This window comes from Cellulophaga sp. F20128, assembly GCF_023015805.1.
Lineage (GTDB): Bacteria > Bacteroidota > Bacteroidia > Flavobacteriales > Flavobacteriaceae > Cellulophaga.
In genome coordinates this window covers 319,318-335,055 of the sequence record NZ_JALKBA010000001.1, presented here as the reverse complement: position 1 = coordinate 335,055, position 15,738 = coordinate 319,318, and the positions used below count along the sequence as shown (strand labels likewise).

Below are 15,738 nucleotides of genomic sequence, written 5' to 3'. Positions count from 1 at the left end.
AGGGTGAATTTGTTGATTTTGTGATGAAAATACCTATATAGGGACTAATGGGACACTTTTTTACAAACGGCGGTTTCAAAGGTCGACTTAAATCCATAAGAAACAGGAATTACAGTATCAGGAATACTATCCATTAGTACGGCATAGCCTTTTTTAGTTTTTTTATAGGAAGAGATATGTTGTGTATTAATAATATACGATCTGTGTACCCGAATTACATTAGTGTAATTAATATTTGCTTCTAGTTCTTTTAGGCTTGCCCTTACCAATTCTTTCGCAATTGTATTGTTTTTTAGATAAAAGAGTTCCAGGTAATTTCCGGCAGATTTTACATATAAAAGTTGTTGGTATTTAATAGCCAAGATTGTTTTGTTGTTTTCCCCTGTTATGGTCAATAATTCATCGCTAGGTGAAGGTAGCGCTTGTATTTTATTGTTTTCAGCTTCTTTGTAAAATGACATTTTGTGCCTTAAATTTAAATACCAAACAAAAACAAAGTACGGTACACAAAGGGTAAGGCTCGTGTGTTTCAGCGTAATTAGATATTCATTTAATTGGGCTGTAAATGACAGAAGTGAGGGGCCGTAGATGAGGTAGATAATATAAGTAATTACTAATAATTCTATGGCGAAGATAAAGAGTAGACTGTATATTTTTAATTTTTTAAAGCCCATAATGGGGCGCATGATAAACTGGCTACTAAGAAGAACAAAAGCACCTATCGTAATATAGCCCAAAGTGTTTTCCTTCCAATCGTTTAAGTTAAACGGAACAAAAACAAATAAAAAAATTATGGTATAGATAGACGTAAAACCGATTAATTGTAACTTGTTTTTGGAAGAATCCAAAAAGGGAAGGGGTTGGCATAAAGCCTTTATTATTTTGTTTTGTTGGTCCAATTAATTCATAAGATTTCTGTTGGTCTAATTTAACCAAAAAAAGAGACTTATTCCTTAGGAAATCAATATTGTGACCTAAGGATCGAAATTGGTTTATCTCCTGGCCATAAATAACCTGTACAAGATTATTTAATCCTCGGTAGTAATCTTATCTCCGTTATTGTTAGTGAGTATTTGGGTATCTAATTCTAATACTTTTAACAACATAGGGTCAGATTTACTTTTTATTTTAGCATAGGTGTTGGCATCAAACAACTGATCTGCAAGGGTAGCTTTGAGATACCTTTTTAAACTTAGCTCGTATTTGTAGAAATCTAAGGTGATATTATTTTTTTGAGAATAGGCAATAAAACTATTGAACAAGGTGTCATCTACCTTGAAGTCGTTTATGTATTCTTGGCGACCATAGAAGTTATATTTTGTACGATCCTCGTCTAAATGTTCAAAAATAAAATAAGAGATAAACCCGTAGCTGTCTAAATCTTGAATAGCTTCTTCTTCATTGTCTCCAATAGGTACAAATTCATCTGGAATTATACCGCCGCCGCCGTATACAATTTTACCTTTAGGCGTTGTGTATTTTAAGGAATCTGCAACCTTAATACTGTCTACTTCAGACATTTCTCCATTGCTATACCTTTTCATTAATTCTTGGTAATAGTCTTTATTCCCGTTTTTATAATCGCGTTGAATGGATCTTCCTGTTGGGGTGTAATAACGAGATATGGTGAGTCGTACGGCAGATCCGTCGCCTAGATCCATTTCTCTTTGTACCAAGCCTTTTCCAAAAGAACGTCTCCCTACAATTGTGCCTATATCGTTGTCTTGTAGTGCTCCAGCAATAATTTCACTTGCAGAAGCAGAACGTTCGTTGATTAAAATATAAACCGGCTTGTCTTCAAAACTACCTTTGCGTGTGGCGTATGCATTTTCTATTTTACCACTTTTATTTTTGGTGAATAAAATAAGCTTGCCATCTTGCAGAAATTCGTCTGCCATTTGTTCGGCAATGCCTAAATAGCCACCAGGATTATCACGCAAGTCTAAGGTTAATTTTTTAGCGCCTTGCTTTTGCAATTCATTTAAGGCAATTTTAAATTCTTTGTACGTAGATTCTGCAAATCTATTTATTTTAATATACCCTATGTCTTTTGTAAGCATATAATAGGCATCTACACTTTTTAGAGGAATGGTGTTTCTCTGTATTGCTACATTGAAAATTTTATTTTCTTTTTTTCTGTAAACTTCTAAATTAACAGTTGTACCTTTTTTTCCTTTTAATTTATCTACAACGATACCACTTGGAAAGTTGTTGCCAAATAATTCTTTGCCATCGGCTTTTAAAATACGGTCTCCAGCCTGGATGCCTTTTAAAGCACTGGGTCCATTTTCTACTGTTCTGATGACTGAAATAGTATCATGGTACATGTAGAAATTAATGCCGATACCGACAAAATCACCCTTCATATTTTCATTTACTTCTGCCATTTCGCGCTTGGGAATATAAACAGAATGAGGGTCTAATTTATTTAAAATATTATTGACAGTAACATCAACAATACTGTCTGTATTAATATCATCTACATATTCATAATCTATATAATCTATGAGCCTATTGAGTTTGTCCTTTTTAGAATTGGTAGAGAATAGTTTTTCAGGGGAATCGTTAAAGTTTAACTTTCCACCAATAAAAACACCAATTGCTAAAACTGAAGCAACTATTATGGGCCAGATGTAATACATTTTGTTTTTCATACGATTGCTACAACGGCAAGTGTGTTAGGTTAATACCCGCTTTTTCTAAAAATTTCAGGCCAGCATCATCTTTATATGCGTTTTGATATACTACACGTATTATGCCAGACTGATGTATTAATTTACTACATTCTTTACAGGGTGATAGTGTAATGTACAAGGTGGCGCCGGCACAGGATTGTGTAGAAGAGGCGACCTTAGAAATGGCATTGGCTTCGGCATGTAATACAAACCATTTTGTATACCCTTCTTCATCTTCGCATACATTGTCAAAACCTGTTGGGGTACCATTGTATCCGTCAGAAATGATCATTCGGTCTTTTACGACAATAGCGCCTACCTGTTTGCGCTTGCAATATGAAAGTTTTCCCCATTCTTGAGCCATGCGCAAATATGCCTCATCATATTTTTTCTGTTTTCTTTCTTTCATTTCTGTTCTAATGACTACAATATACTGGCTTTCGCTAAGGCCACCAATGAATTAATGTTATTTTTAACAATACTTAAATAGGAAACGTATCAATCAGCATAGGTATTGTAATGGCTATGACTAGTATTGATGCCACAATAACATAGAGCCGCTGTTTTACTTTAAGGAGGTTTAATACTACAAAGGTTAGTCCTAATGCAAAGATTAAAATTAATAGTTGAGACATTTCTATACCCGTTGCAAAACCTAATAAGGGGGTTAATTTATCCTCTTCTTCTGCCATAAGCATTTTAAAATAGTTAGAAAACCCAAAACCGTGTATTAAACCAAAAAATGTGGTAGCTGCCAAATGCAATTTTATAGAATGAATTTCTTTTTTATTCTTAGCGCTGTATATATTAAATAATGCTGTAAGTAAGATGGTTACAGGGATAAGAAATTCTATGAGGGCAACGTCTACGGTCAAAACCTCATAGCTAGATAATCCCAAAGAAAAACAATGAGCAATTGTAAAAACGGTGGCTAAAAGAATTATATTTTTCCAGCTGCTAAATGTAAAAGGAATAGCCAGTGCAGTTAAAAATAAAATATGATCATACGCACCAAAGTCTAATACATGATACAATCCTAGTTCTGTGTAAAATAAAAATTCTTCCATTGTCTACTTATAATTTTGTCTAAAGTTACTTTGTTTCCTTGTTTAGTGCTTCCTAGTAAAGTGGGTTTGTAATTTCACTAACCACTAACCACTAACTATCCAATGCCACGTTCTGCCTGTATAGTTTCATAGGCTTTTTGGACTTCTTTAAATTTTTCCTCAGCGCCTTTTTTAATGGCTTCGTTTTGTGTAATAACCTTATCCGGATGGTATTTTTTAGCCATAGTTCTGTAGGCTTTTTTAACCTCATCATCTGTGGCAGTTTTATCAATCTCTAAAATCTTATAGGAGTTATCGGCAGATTTAATAAACATGGCCTTAATGCTTTCATAATCATTTTTGCCCAATTTAAAATAGGCTGCAATATCCCGTATAACCTCAACTTCAGCAGCACTAACCGAACCATCGGCTTGAGCAATGCCAAATAAAAAGTGAACCAATTGCAAACGCACTTCATAGCGTACCCGTTGGTTTAAATAGTAGCAAATATTTTTTGCAGAAATTTCATGCTTTTTATTCACCTCATTAAAGGTTCTAAAAATAGCATTGGCTTTTTCTTTGCCATAGGTTTGCACAAAATATTGTCGAACGTAATCGAGCTCTCGCTGACTAATAGTTCCATCTGCCTTAATGACGATAGAACAGAGCGATATTAAATGCATTTCAAAATCTGCAGGCGACACTTTTTGTCGCGTCATATCGCTAAAAACAGTATTGCCGCTTCTACTATTAGCGTTACCGCCAAAATTATCTACTAAGGTTCCTATAAAAAATCCAATTATTGCTCCTGGCAATCGAAAAATAAAATATCCGACGATTGCAGCTCCCCATTTTAACATACTTTTTCTAAAATTTGTTCAAAGATAGAATTTAAGACTAAATGAAAAGTTAAGGTTTGCAGAAAAATGCGACAAATTGGTTACTTTTGTAAAACGCTTATTAACATAAAAATTAAAAATATGTACCCAGCAGAATTAGTAAAACCTATGAGACAAGACTTGGTATCTGCAGGTTTTGAAGAATTATTTACAGCAGAAGCAGTTGAAAAGGCAATAAATGCAGAAGGAACTACTTTGGTAGTCGTGAATTCTGTTTGTGGTTGTGCTGCTGCCAATGCTAGACCAGGCGCAAAAATGAGTTTGCTTAATGATAAAAAACCAGACAATACAGTTACCGTGTTCGCAGGTGTAGATACAGATGCTGTTAACGCAGCAAGAGGTATGATGGTTCCTTTTCCTCCATCTTCGCCAAGTATGGCGTTGTTTAGAAACGGAGAATTAGTACACATGATAGAACGCCACCATATTGAAGGTAGGCCAGCAGAATTGATTGCTGAAAACTTAAAAGCAGCTTATAATGAGTTCTGTTAAGTACTACTGAAAATTATCTATAAAAACCGCTCTATAAAAAGAGCGGTTTTTTTATTTTTGTGCTATGCGAAAACTTATCTCATATCCGTTAACCTTTCTTTATTTTTTCTTTTTTGGATTAATATTGGTTGTTTTTCATCCCATACAATGGATTTGTTTTAACCTGTTTGGATACGAGGCGCATAAAAAGAGTGTAAGTCTTTTAAACTGGTGTTTAATGCGAAGTACCCATCTTCTAGGAACGAGGTATACGTTTAGGATGGCAACAGAAATTCCAACGGATGTTCCTGTTATTTTTGTAGCCAATCATCAGAGCATGAATGATATTCCTCCCTTAATTTGGTTTTTTAGAAAGAACCATCCAAAATTTGTAAGTAAAAAGGAGCTCGGAAAAGGAATACCAAGTGTCTCCTATAATTTACGACATAGTGGTGCGGCATTAATAGATAGAAAAAACCCAAAGCAAGCCTTAGGGGAAATAGCCAAATTGGGTAGGTATATTGAAGCTCATAACAGAAGTGCCGTAATCTTCCCAGAAGGTACACGAAGCAAAACAGGGCATCCTAGAAAGTTTCAACCCATGGGACTTAAAATACTGCTAAAAAATGCACCTTCGGCCGTAATAGTTCCTATCAGCATTAACAATTCTTGGAAATTGTTACAATACGGTAAATTTCCATATACGGCAGGAATTCATTTTACGATAGATGTTCATGCTCCTGTTAAGAACAAAGGAAATGTAGCGGCTATTATTGATGAGGTAGAAGCGACAATTACTGCTGGAATAACCTCTTTTAAAATATGAATTCAGAAATAATTATAAAAACAAAGGCCTTTGTACAAAAGACTTTGAAAGGAGCTGAAGGCGGTCATGATTGGTTTCATATAGAGCGGGTATACAACAATACGATGCTTATTGCTAAGGAAGAACAGGTAGATCTGTTGGTTGTATCTTTGGGAGCATTACTGCATGATATTGCCGATCCTAAATTTCACAATGGAGATGAAACTATAGGGCCAAAAATGGCAACTACCTTTTTAAAATCTTTAGCTGTTGATGATAAAGTGATTGCGCATGTGGTTCAAATCATTAATCATATTTCTTATAAAAGTAGTTTGGGTGATGCTGCCACAATCCCATTTACCTCCATAGAATTAAAAGTAGTGCAAGATGCAGACCGGTTAGATGCCATTGGTGCTATCGGAATTGCACGTGCCTTTAATTATGGGGGTTTTAAAAACCGGGGAATGTACAATCCAGCGATTCCTCCAAACCATTCTATGACGAAGGAGGAATACAAAAAATCTACGGCGCCTACCATCAATCATTTTTATGAAAAATTATTGCTTTTAAAGAATAAGATGAATACTTCTACTGGCCAAAAATTGGCGCAAGGGCGGCATCAGTATATGGAGGCTTTTTTGGCCCAATTTTATGATGAATGGAATGGAAAAATATAACCATTTTTAACGATAAAGTTATAGTTGACTTTTAAGGATAAACGAACTCTTATCTTTTTATCATTTTAAGTATCTTGCATGTTCGAATTTATAGAATTTCAAAAATGGAAAGAAGAAAATTTATAAAAAATGTAGCTGCCAGTTCTGCTGCATTTTCTATTGTCCCAAGTTTTGTGTTGGGTAAAAATCACGTTGCACCAAGTGATACCCTTTATGTTGGAGCCTTTGGTGTTGGCGGCAGAGGAGGATCGGTAGTGAAAGAACTTACGAATACAGGGAAAGTAAAATTTGTTGCGCTTTGTGATGTAGATGATAGAAGTGCTGCGGGTAGTTATAAGTTGCATCCAAAAGCAAAAAGATTCAAAGATTTTAGAAAGGTGTACGACAAACACCTTAGCGATATAGATGCCATTATGGTGGCTACACCAGACCATACCCACGCAACTATTGCGTTGCCGTTTATGCGTGCTAAAAAGCACGCGTATGTAGAAAAGCCATTGTCTCATAATATTTATGAAGCTAGATTAATGACTCAAGTTGCCAAAGAGAATGGTATTGTTACCCAAATGGGAAACCAAGGGTCTTCTAATCCGGGTAGTAAAACAACCAAAGAATGGATAGATGCTGGTGTTATTGGTAAAATAACGAAGGTAGATTGTTGGACCAATCGCCCGGTATGGCCACAGGGGTTAAAAACTCCAGAAGGCGGACACCCAATTCCTAAAGAATTGGATTGGGATTTATGGTTAGGACCAGCGGCTAACAGACCGTACAATCCAGCGTATTTGCCTTTTAAATGGCGTGGTTGGTGGGACTTTGGAACTGGAGCCTTGGGTGATATGGGATGCCATATTATGGAAACACCTTATAGTGTTTTAGGATTGGGTTCTCCTACTGAGGCAGAAGCCAGTTGTACTACAACTTGGGTAGGTGATTTTGTAGAGGCAGATTATTCAAATTCTTGTCCCCCTTCCTCGGTAGTACGTTTAAAATTTAATACTGCAGAACAGGGGGATATCGCTTTAAATTGGTATGACGGCGGATTGATGCCAGATATTCCAACCGAATTGGAAGATGGTAAACTCTTGGGAGAAACTGGTGGAGGCGTAGTTTTTCACGGAACAAAAGGAATTATATTATGTGATATCTATTCTGCTAATCCTCGATTGTTACCGGCAAGTGTGAATGAAATGTTTAACAAACCAAAGCCGTATTTACCGCGAATAGAAGGTGGTTTTGCAGGGCATCAAAGCAATTGGGTAGAAGGCTGTTTAAACGGTGTAGAAACTGCATCTGATTTTGTAACCAAAGCAGGGCCCTTAACAGAAGGTGTACTTATGGGGAATCTAGCCATTAAGGCTTATCAATATAAAACGTTTAAAGAAGGTAAGAAAGCAGGAGATTGGGATCCGTTTTTATATCCTGGCAGACGCACCATTAAATGGGATGGTGCCAAAATGAATGTCACCAATTTTGACAAAGCCAATGAATGGGTAAAAGGTAGCTATAGAAAAGGTTGGGAGTTAACATAATTCTCTAATGCCATCTTATAAAAAAAGTCTTGATTCGCAATTGCGAATCAAGACTTTTTTTAGTTGTATAGGGTCATTAGCAATTGCCATCTACATCACAAGAATCGCCTTGCTCCGTAGGTATTATGGTAAGTGCTTCTTTTTGGTGGTTTTCCCAAGCACTTTCTAAAGCTTCGGTAAACGCTGCTATAGGTTGTGCGCCAGAAACACCATATTTATTGTCTAACACAAAGAAAGGGACACCGTTGACACCTAAGTTACGTGCTTCCATTTCATCTTGCCGTACATCATAGGTAAAAGCATCTGTTGTATATATTTCTTCAACCGTTGTTTTGTCCATTCCCAGAGCGACTGCAGTAGCAACCAAAAATGCGATATCGTCTATATTTTTACCATCTTCTAAATGGGCTTTTAAAAGCGCTTCTTTTGTTGCATCTGCCCGTTGTATGGTTTTGGCGTATTGCAAAAGGCGATGAGCGTTTAATGAATTGGCGGTTACAATATCTCCAATTTTAAAATTAAGACCAACGCTGTTTGCCATTTCAGTAACTCGATTAAACATTTCAGTAGCGCTAGCCTCATCTACACCTTTACTTTGCATAAAATGAGCAATAGCGCTTATGTCTGTTTGTGTCTTAATATTGGGGTCCAATTCAAAACTTTTCCATTCCACTGTGACCTTGTCTTTGTGCGGAAATTTTTCCAATGCCGCTGTAAAGTTTCGTTTCCCAATGTAACAGAACGGACATCTAATGTCTGACCAAATTTGTATGTGCATAGTTATTTTATTTGTTGCTATTGTTTAGACGGATTTAAGGTGCCAACCTTTCAATAATTTCAATTAAAAACTGGTTTGTGGTTTTCGATACAAAATCCTGAAAATAGAATTTTACTCGAACTAACATTTGAATTCAATAGGTAATTTTTTACTGAATAATCTCAATTCCTATCGAGGTAACAAGACCTGCCCAATTCATTTCTTCTTTCAATCCCAATATCCTATTGAAGCGGAAATCTTTTGACAACGAACCACTCTCAAAATTTTTACTTGTTTTCTTTTTTAACTCTTCACTAAAACGTTCTATCCAATCACCTACTAATGAACATGGTTCAAGGTAATAAAATATTGTAAAGAGGTAAGTAGCTAACTTCTTACCTCTTTAAGAAAATAAGAAAAATCAATTACAACAAAGAAAATACTGTTTAGTTATTTCATATTTAGGGTTTTATTAACAAACTGCAAGTGGCATTATACGTATTTTAGTAAAAACTAATATATACATTAAACTATGAAAAAGATTACATTATTTGTTTGTGCCATTATGGCTTCTGTTGCTTTAAGCGCACAAGCTGAAAAACCAGCAGCTAGTCCTGCTTCAGAATTAATTCAGACAGTTGGTTTAACTGAAGTTACAGTAGAGTACTCAAGACCTTCAGTTAAAGGCCGAACTATTTTTGGTGATCTAGTGCCTTTTAATAAAATTTGGAGAACTGGTGCAAATGCCAGAACTAAGATTACCTTTGATAAAGATGTAACTTTTGGCGGAACAGCAGTTAAGGCTGGTACTTATGCAATTTTCACTAAACCTAGTGCCACTTCATGGGAAGTTTATTTATATACTGAGCATGATGCTGGTGGAACTCCACAAGAATTAGATGAATCTAAAGTGGCTGCAAAAGTTACCTCTCAAGCACTAAAAATGCCAATGTCTGTAGAAACATTTACAATAATAATAGGTGATTTAACTGATACTAGTGCTAGTTTTGGAATACTTTGGGATACTACTTACGTGCCTGTTAAACTAGGTGTAGGGACTAAATAAAGATATAATAATTACGTTAAGTAATAATAATGCTAAAAGGTTCTATTTACATTTGAAAATAGAGCCTTTTTATATACCTAGGTAAACCTTAAATAAACTGAAGTTTTATTTTTAAGGTTATTTTAAAACAACTTATACTGTCCATTTTTATATTCTTCAAACAAACTAGTATTTAGTGTTGGAAAGGTTTTGTTGGCAAAATACTTTTGTTTGGCCAGTTTAACCAAGCTGTGTATTTGTGCTGCTATTTGCCCATCGCCCCGGGTGCGCAGTCCAAATCTAGTATCGTTTAAAGAACCATTGAGGCAAGCTTCTATTAAGTGCAATACCTTATCGGCTTTATCTGATAAGGTTTTATCCATCCAATCTGTAAATAGTTGACCAAGCACCATTTAAACGTACTATCGTAAATCTAAAGGAAAGTGCCCCGTTGTTTCTTACCGCTTTTGCCAACCCTAATATTTTATGACTGATTTGGCCGGGAATAATTGGCGCCAACATGGCGTTTATGGGGATGTTGTTTTCGGATAAGATTTTAATGGTTTCCAACCTTTTTTTAATGCTTACGGTACTGGGTTCTAAAATCCTTCTGGTTTCTTCTGATAAAGAGGTCACGGAAACATTTACCCCTACTAAGTTGTGGTAGGCCGGTTGTTTTAATATTTCCAAATCCCGTAGTATTAGTGCGTTTTTAATGATGATGCCAAGAGGGTGTCTGTACATGTAAACCACTTTTAGGCAAGCTTTGGTGTTTTTATATTGTTTTTCTGCAGGTTGGTAACAATCCGTATTTACAGACAATACAATGGTATGGACTTGTAACTTTTTTTACTATAGTCTTTGGAATTATGGGTTGTACTTTGTGCCGTCGTTGTCAGCTTCTTCACCTTCCAAACCACAGAACTCTAGAAAATCATCACGAATTTCATAAACGTGCTGTAGAAACTTATTATGCGTGTTCTGTTGTGCCTTCGGCCTTTGATGTAGTCTTTTTTTACTTATAGGATTTAATCTAAAAATATGGAATAAATCCTTAACGCTATTAAATTTTAAATAAATCCCCATACAATACTGTAGGAGGACTTCCTTAAGGTTTAGTTATGTAACAAATGTGGTTAAAGCTTAACTTCTACCAATTGTTTTTTACTACCTCGTTTGGCGTAAAACAGTATTTGGTCTTTATTGATTAATGGTTTAGACACCATTAATGGCAGTCGTGCTTCTTTATCATCTATAATTTTATCATAGGTCATGAATCCTTTTTCATCTAGCTTAATCATGAAAACATTACGGTTTCTGCCCAAACCTTGCCTAAAAACTAAGCGTTCGTTATTTAATAATTGCGGATTTTCAGAGGCTGTACTAATAAAGAAATAGGTATCATTGCCTTTGGTAAGGGTGCTGTAAGATGCATACGCCCCATCTCCTTGGGTTACTTCAGATTTATTAATGTTACGTACCCAAATTAAATCACCATCGTCTGTTAATTTGGCACCTATCATATCGTTGTAGTGATATCTCGTAATCTTTACCCTAGATCCTCCTGGATTGTTCTGAAAACCAGAAGTAATAAAATACTCCTCTGCATTAAATAGGATAGAACCATCACTCGCTATTTTTGCATTTTTAAAAATAAGGTTTTTAACTTCTTTATTATCTTCCTCTAATCCAAACTTATCTGCCATAAATTGTGGTGTAAAGGGTAAGAATTTCGTGGATTTTATGTCTAAGGAACCTTCATCTAATTTAAAATAACTTAGACCATTGTAACGATTGTCTTTCCGGTTGGAATAAAAACCGATACAGATTAGTTTTTTTTCTGTAAGAATAGGTTTTAATGCCTCCAAGTACATTCCGGGTTCATCAAAAGTTTTTAGTACCCGTTCTTGGTCTGTGACTTTTATTAGCTCGTATTGAAACTTGCGCTCCAAGGCAGAAAAACGTCTCTTTTTATAATAAGCTTTTGCTACTAAAAAGACTTCTTTTTTGTTTTGGGTGATTTCTACATTTTCAAAGGCGTAGTTTTTTTCTTCCACTTCAGCAGAGAAATCATGGGAAACTAACTTTGTTAAATCAGCATCAAATACATGTATAAAATGTTGATTGTCCTTGGCTTTTTTGTAATGAGCACTAATGACAAAGGCATCCTTTTTCTCATTAAATAATATGGACGTGCTAAAGCCAGAAGCAAATTCTCTATTGTAGTATTTTTTATCGATAGGCTCTTCTACTTGTTTGGAAGGTATGGAAAGAATTGTAGTCTTTGTAAAATCAAAGTTTGTAATCGGGCTTTGGTGAACCACATAGTCGTACGCTTGCTTACCAGCATTATATTCTAAGAATAAAATGTTTAAAATGCCGTTATTTACAAAAGCATTTACAAAATCTTTGTCTTTTACTTTGTAATTAAATTCATTTAAAAGCCCTAAGTCTTGGCCGTAGTGTTCTATGATGTATCCTCGGGGTTTTAGGATTAACCCGGTAAAGTAAGATCTAACAAGGATAGACCCACCAGCACCGTCATTGGCTATAGTTTGTAGATTAGAGTATTTATACCTGTCGTGATATTTTTCACTGAATTTATAGGTTACGGGCATTTTTTGTGCAAATGCACTGAAACCAATAAAAAAAAGGAGTAGCAAAGTAATGTTCTTCATGGTATGATCTTGAGATTACTCTATAATAACGAATTGTATGTTAAAATCTTACATCAATTTCAAAAATGGAGTAAAATTAGGTGTAATAAGGTAAAATTTAATCGAAATTAATTCATAATTTTTTCAAATGTTAGATTTAAAACAAAAAATTATATTTTTTAAGACTAATGTTTTTAGTAAGAAATTAAACCAATATATTTATACTCAAACCAAACTTTTTAACTTATGTTATTAACCTTACTCTCTTTTGTGGGCTTTACGCTTTTAGTCGCCATTATCTCTTATCTGGCAACTAGAAAAACCAATGAAAAATCGTCGGACGGGTATTTTTTAGGAGGCAGAAGCCTTACCGCAGGAGTTATTGCCGGATCGCTTTTATTAACCAATTTATCTACTGAACAACTTGTAGGCCTAAATTCAGATGCCTATACGGATGGACTCTCTGTAATGGCATGGGAAACCTTAGCCGCTATAGCTATTGTGGTAACTGCCATATTTTTATTGCCAAGGTATTTAAAGGGAGGCTTAACCACCATTCCTCAATTTTTAGCAGATCGGTTTGATGTAACAACAAAAACAATAACCTCTGGGTTGTTCTTAACAGGATATGTAGTGGTCTTGTTGCCTGTTATTTTATATTCTGGTTCTGTTGCAATAAGCGGAATGTTTAATGTTCCAGAAATGTTAGGCATAAGCCATACAGTTTCCATATGGGTTTGCGTTTGGGGCATAGGTGTTATTGGAGGTGTTTACGCCATATTTGGGGGTTTAAAAGCAGTTGTAGTTTCAGATTCTATAAATGCAATAGGCCTATTGATTGGAGGTATTTTAATTCCTATTTTTGGATTAATGTTTATGGGTGATGGAAGTGTAATGGAGGGCTTATCCATATTGACAACCGAAAATCCTGAAAAATTCAATTCTATAGGAACAAAAACAAATTCCGTTCCTTTTTCTACCATTTTTACAGGAATGATGTTGGTACAATTGTTTTATTGGGGTACCAACCAACAAATTATACAACGTGCTTTGGGTGCTAAAAACTTAGCAGAAGGTCAAAAGGGATTGTTGTTGGCCTCCTTTATTAAAATTCTAGGGCCTTTAATTTTGGTGCTTCCTGGAATTATAGCCTTTCATATTTTTGAAGGTAGTTTGGAAAGTTCAGACAGTGCTTACCCTATGTTGGTAGGTAAGGTTTTACCAAGTTATTTGGTTGGCTTTTTTGCTGCCGTACTTTTTGGTGCCATTCTAAGTTCTTTTAACAGTGTTTTAAATAGCTCTGTTACTTTATACGGATTGGATATTTACAAACAACATATTAATAAAGAAGCAGGAGAGGTACAAATAGTAAAGAATGGTAAAATATTTGGAATTATTTTGGCATTAGCAGCCATGTTTATTGCCCCTTTTATTGCAAATGCTGGTAGTTTATTTGGTTATTTACAGGAGGTAAATGGTATTTATAGTATTCCTATTTTTTCTGTAATTATAATTGGGTATGTAACGAAGAGGGTACCGGCAATTGCCGCTAAAATTGGAATTATTTCTGGTTCTGTGTTGTATATTATTAGTCAGTTTATTTTACAACCCTATTTTATAGATGCAGCTTTAGAGAAAGCAGAGGCAGCGGGTATAACAGATGTAGATGCTTTAGGCGTTATTGAAGTAGATGCTTATCCGCACTTTTTACATGTAATGGCCATTTTGTTTGTCTTAAACTTTGGAATCATGTTGTTGATAGGAAAGCTTAAACCGCGTGAAACACCTTATGTGCAAAAATATACAGAGCAGGTAGAAATAACCCCATATAAGTATGTGAATCAAATTGGAATAGCTATTTGCGTATTGGTTGTAGGGATCTATGTGTATTTTGCGAATTAGGTAAAGTGTATACTTAAAATTAAAAAGGGGTGGTTTTTCAATAGAAAAGCCACCCCTTTTTTTAGTCCTTATAAATTTTTGGTCTGCACAGCATAAAAAGCGTCAGCTTGCTGTTTCAGTAGTTTCTCTGCCTGTTGCTTTTTATAAGCGTAAATGGCTTCTTCTTCAGCGATATCATTGTAGATCTTTTTGTTAAGGATCACATCGGTGTCATAAACGTTTTTACGTTGGGCCACTTTTTGCGCTACCCACGTTTTAACCACACTTTCTTCCTCTTCCAATTTATAATCATATGTTCCTTTGGGAGACAAAAGCTTAGCGATTATGGGTGATGTTTCTATGGCTAAAAAAAGCAAAAAGATAAAGAATGAAGGGAGCCACGGCAATTCGTTTAGAGCTGTAATCCGTGCCATTAGCCCGTCAAAGCCATCAATGATGGGCTGGGAATCCGCAACACTATTGGTATATTCCGCATCTACAGTTGTAATTTCTGCTTCCAGACCAGCTATTTTTTTGGTATTGTTTTCTTTTAAGGCTTGCAACTCTTGTAAGGCGACATCATGCTTTTCGCGCTTCTCTTTGTAAACGGGGCCTTTGCCTAAAAGTTTGGTGCCTTCTCTGCCTTCAGCTTCCGCAATAAAGGTGTCGTATAGCGCATTGGTCTCTGTTTCTTTGGTGGTAATTTCTTCTTTTAAGTTTTGAATGGACTGTTGTAAGTTTTCTTTTTTAGGGTTGTATTGCAAGGCAATTTGTTCCTTGTTTGCCAATGTTAATTCATTTTTTTGCTCCAATAAAACCTGATTGATTTCCTTTTCAAAAATTTTCATTTCCAAGGGCTTTGCAATGACTATGGCAATGATAATTGCAAGAATTAACCGTGGGGTAGCTTGTAGCAATTCACTTTTAAAATGGTCTCTTTTTTTAATGGTAGAAACAATAAAGCGGTCTAAATTAAAAATGAGTAGCCCCCAAATTAGTCCAAAAAAGACAGCGGCATAAACAGAGTCAAATACTGTGTATAAGGCATATGAGCTTGCAATAAAAGCCATTACGGCTGTAAAAAAAACGGTAGCGCCAATACCCGCATATTTGTTTTGTTCGCCTGAGGAACATGTTTCTAGAATGGTGGAATCTGCCCCTGAGCAGAGGATGAAAAAGCGTTTGATCATGATAAGTTCTCGTTTTTGATGATGATGATGTACCTATTGTAACGCAGTTTTTAAGTTTTTGGTATAAAAAAAGCCCCAAAATATGGAGCTTTTAATTTTTCAT

Annotated in this window: 17 protein-coding genes; 6 read left to right on the top strand and 11 right to left on the bottom strand. The window is 35.4% G+C overall.

Annotation, left to right across the window (positions count from 1 at the left end):
• Nucleotides 1-44: 44 nt before the first annotated feature.
• The 5 genes from MWU65_RS01425 to MWU65_RS01405 form a co-directional block, all read right to left on the bottom strand.
• A complete protein-coding gene (locus MWU65_RS01425; RefSeq protein WP_247075134.1) occupies nucleotides 45-848 on the bottom strand; it encodes a LytTR family DNA-binding domain-containing protein in 804 nt (267 codons plus the stop codon).
• 180 nt (nucleotides 849-1,028) lie between these two features.
• The gene (locus tag MWU65_RS01420) at nucleotides 1,029-2,654 is read right to left on the bottom strand and encodes a S41 family peptidase (RefSeq protein ID WP_247075132.1); all 1,626 of its coding nucleotides are present in this window, start codon (nucleotides 2,652-2,654) and stop codon (nucleotides 1,029-1,031) included.
• A gap of 7 nt (nucleotides 2,655-2,661) precedes the next feature.
• On the bottom strand, nucleotides 2,662-3,084 hold the full coding sequence (locus tag MWU65_RS01415) for a dCMP deaminase family protein (RefSeq protein WP_247075131.1): 423 nt from the start codon (nucleotides 3,082-3,084) through the stop codon (nucleotides 2,662-2,664).
• A 73-nt stretch (nucleotides 3,085-3,157) separates the two neighbouring features.
• The gene (locus MWU65_RS01410) at nucleotides 3,158-3,742 is read right to left on the bottom strand and encodes a HupE/UreJ family protein (protein WP_247075129.1); all 585 of its coding nucleotides are present in this window, start codon (nucleotides 3,740-3,742) and stop codon (nucleotides 3,158-3,160) included.
• A gap of 95 nt (nucleotides 3,743-3,837) precedes the next feature.
• Nucleotides 3,838-4,581, bottom strand: coding sequence for a TerB family tellurite resistance protein (locus MWU65_RS01405; RefSeq protein WP_247075127.1), 744 nt, complete (start codon nucleotides 4,579-4,581; stop codon nucleotides 3,838-3,840).
• 120 nt (nucleotides 4,582-4,701) lie between these two features.
• Here MWU65_RS01405 and MWU65_RS01400 point away from each other — a divergent pair, with 120 nt between their 5' ends.
• The 4 genes from MWU65_RS01400 to MWU65_RS01385 all read left to right on the top strand — a co-directional run bounded on the left by MWU65_RS01400 (nucleotide 4,702) and on the right by MWU65_RS01385 (nucleotide 8,105).
• On the top strand, nucleotides 4,702-5,112 hold the full coding sequence (locus MWU65_RS01400) for a BrxA/BrxB family bacilliredoxin (protein ID WP_247075126.1): 411 nt from the start codon (nucleotides 4,702-4,704) through the stop codon (nucleotides 5,110-5,112).
• Nucleotides 5,113-5,176: 64 nt separating this feature from the next.
• Nucleotides 5,177-5,917 (top strand): lysophospholipid acyltransferase family protein, encoded by a 741-nt coding sequence (locus MWU65_RS01395; RefSeq protein ID WP_247075125.1) that lies wholly within the window; start codon nucleotides 5,177-5,179, stop codon nucleotides 5,915-5,917.
• Nucleotides 5,914-6,573, top strand: a complete 660-nt coding sequence (locus MWU65_RS01390; RefSeq protein WP_247075124.1) for an HD domain-containing protein — start codon at nucleotides 5,914-5,916, stop codon at nucleotides 6,571-6,573. The genes MWU65_RS01395 and MWU65_RS01390 overlap by 4 nt, the downstream gene beginning before the upstream one ends.
• Before the next feature lie 104 nt (nucleotides 6,574-6,677).
• A complete protein-coding gene (locus tag MWU65_RS01385; RefSeq protein WP_247075122.1) occupies nucleotides 6,678-8,105 on the top strand; it encodes a Gfo/Idh/MocA family oxidoreductase in 1,428 nt (475 codons plus the stop codon).
• Nucleotides 8,106-8,181: 76 nt separating this feature from the next.
• Here MWU65_RS01385 and MWU65_RS01380 read toward each other — a convergent pair whose 3' ends face one another.
• A complete protein-coding gene (locus MWU65_RS01380; RefSeq protein WP_247075121.1) occupies nucleotides 8,182-8,883 on the bottom strand; it encodes a DsbA family oxidoreductase in 702 nt (233 codons plus the stop codon).
• A gap of 511 nt (nucleotides 8,884-9,394) precedes the next feature.
• On the opposite strand from MWU65_RS01380, the gene MWU65_RS01375 reads away from it, so the two are divergent.
• Nucleotides 9,395-9,928, top strand: coding sequence for a DUF2911 domain-containing protein (locus MWU65_RS01375; protein WP_247075120.1), 534 nt, complete (start codon nucleotides 9,395-9,397; stop codon nucleotides 9,926-9,928).
• A 122-nt stretch (nucleotides 9,929-10,050) separates the two neighbouring features.
• Here the strand turns inward: MWU65_RS01375 and MWU65_RS17780 are convergent, their stop codons facing one another.
• The 4 genes from MWU65_RS17780 to MWU65_RS01365 are packed head-to-tail and all read right to left on the bottom strand — an operon-like array spanning nucleotide 10,051 to nucleotide 12,585.
• Complete coding sequence (locus MWU65_RS17780; protein ID WP_348646013.1) at nucleotides 10,051-10,290, bottom strand: hypothetical protein; 240 nt, start codon at nucleotides 10,288-10,290, stop codon at nucleotides 10,051-10,053.
• Nucleotides 10,283-10,729 carry a hypothetical protein gene (locus tag MWU65_RS17775; protein WP_348646012.1) on the bottom strand — a complete coding sequence of 149 codons (447 nt, stop codon included), beginning with the start codon at nucleotides 10,727-10,729 and terminating at the stop codon, nucleotides 10,283-10,285. The genes MWU65_RS17780 and MWU65_RS17775 overlap by 8 nt, the downstream gene beginning before the upstream one ends.
• A gap of 45 nt (nucleotides 10,730-10,774) precedes the next feature.
• The gene (locus MWU65_RS17770) at nucleotides 10,775-10,993 is read right to left on the bottom strand and encodes a hypothetical protein (protein WP_348646011.1); all 219 of its coding nucleotides are present in this window, start codon (nucleotides 10,991-10,993) and stop codon (nucleotides 10,775-10,777) included.
• A gap of 50 nt (nucleotides 10,994-11,043) precedes the next feature.
• Nucleotides 11,044-12,585, bottom strand: coding sequence for a hypothetical protein (locus MWU65_RS01365; protein ID WP_247075119.1), 1,542 nt, complete (start codon nucleotides 12,583-12,585; stop codon nucleotides 11,044-11,046).
• A gap of 225 nt (nucleotides 12,586-12,810) precedes the next feature.
• On the opposite strand from MWU65_RS01365, the gene MWU65_RS01360 reads away from it, so the two are divergent.
• A complete protein-coding gene (locus tag MWU65_RS01360; protein WP_247075118.1) occupies nucleotides 12,811-14,466 on the top strand; it encodes a solute:sodium symporter family transporter in 1,656 nt (551 codons plus the stop codon).
• 68 nt (nucleotides 14,467-14,534) lie between these two features.
• On the opposite strand, the gene MWU65_RS01355 is transcribed toward MWU65_RS01360, so the two are convergent.
• A complete protein-coding gene (locus MWU65_RS01355) occupies nucleotides 14,535-15,635 on the bottom strand; it encodes a DUF4407 domain-containing protein (protein ID WP_247075107.1) in 1,101 nt (366 codons plus the stop codon).
• Nucleotides 15,636-15,738: the final 103 nt, after the last annotated feature.

What these genes read in the sequence shown, in the direction of transcription:
- MWU65_RS01375 (WP_247075120.1), top strand. Translation starts at nt 9,395, where the DNA reads ATGAAAAAGATTACATTATTTGTTTGTGCCATTATGGCTTCTGTTGCT.
- MWU65_RS01400 (WP_247075126.1), top strand. Translation starts at nt 4,702, where the DNA reads ATGTACCCAGCAGAATTAGTAAAACCTATGAGACAAGACTTGGTATCT.
- MWU65_RS01390 (WP_247075124.1), top strand. Translation starts at nt 5,914, where the DNA reads ATGAATTCAGAAATAATTATAAAAACAAAGGCCTTTGTACAAAAGACT.
- MWU65_RS01380 (WP_247075121.1), bottom strand. Translation starts at nt 8,883, where the DNA reads ATGCACATACAAATTTGGTCAGACATTAGATGTCCGTTCTGTTACATT.
- MWU65_RS01395 (WP_247075125.1), top strand. Translation starts at nt 5,177, where the DNA reads ATGCGAAAACTTATCTCATATCCGTTAACCTTTCTTTATTTTTTCTTT.
- MWU65_RS01415 (WP_247075131.1), bottom strand. Translation starts at nt 3,084, where the DNA reads ATGAAAGAAAGAAAACAGAAAAAATATGATGAGGCATATTTGCGCATG.
- MWU65_RS01385 (WP_247075122.1), top strand. Translation starts at nt 6,678, where the DNA reads ATGGAAAGAAGAAAATTTATAAAAAATGTAGCTGCCAGTTCTGCTGCA.
- MWU65_RS17770 (WP_348646011.1), bottom strand. Translation starts at nt 10,993, where the DNA reads ATGGGGATTTATTTAAAATTTAATAGCGTTAAGGATTTATTCCATATT.
- MWU65_RS01355 (WP_247075107.1), bottom strand. Translation starts at nt 15,635, where the DNA reads ATGATCAAACGCTTTTTCATCCTCTGCTCAGGGGCAGATTCCACCATT.
- MWU65_RS01420 (WP_247075132.1), bottom strand. Translation starts at nt 2,654, where the DNA reads ATGAAAAACAAAATGTATTACATCTGGCCCATAATAGTTGCTTCAGTT.
- MWU65_RS01360 (WP_247075118.1), top strand. Translation starts at nt 12,811, where the DNA reads ATGTTATTAACCTTACTCTCTTTTGTGGGCTTTACGCTTTTAGTCGCC.
- MWU65_RS01410 (WP_247075129.1), bottom strand. Translation starts at nt 3,742, where the DNA reads ATGGAAGAATTTTTATTTTACACAGAACTAGGATTGTATCATGTATTA.
- MWU65_RS01405 (WP_247075127.1), bottom strand. Translation starts at nt 4,581, where the DNA reads ATGTTAAAATGGGGAGCTGCAATCGTCGGATATTTTATTTTTCGATTG.
- MWU65_RS01365 (WP_247075119.1), bottom strand. Translation starts at nt 12,585, where the DNA reads ATGAAGAACATTACTTTGCTACTCCTTTTTTTTATTGGTTTCAGTGCA.
- MWU65_RS17780 (WP_348646013.1), bottom strand. Translation starts at nt 10,290, where the DNA reads ATGGATAAAACCTTATCAGATAAAGCCGATAAGGTATTGCACTTAATA.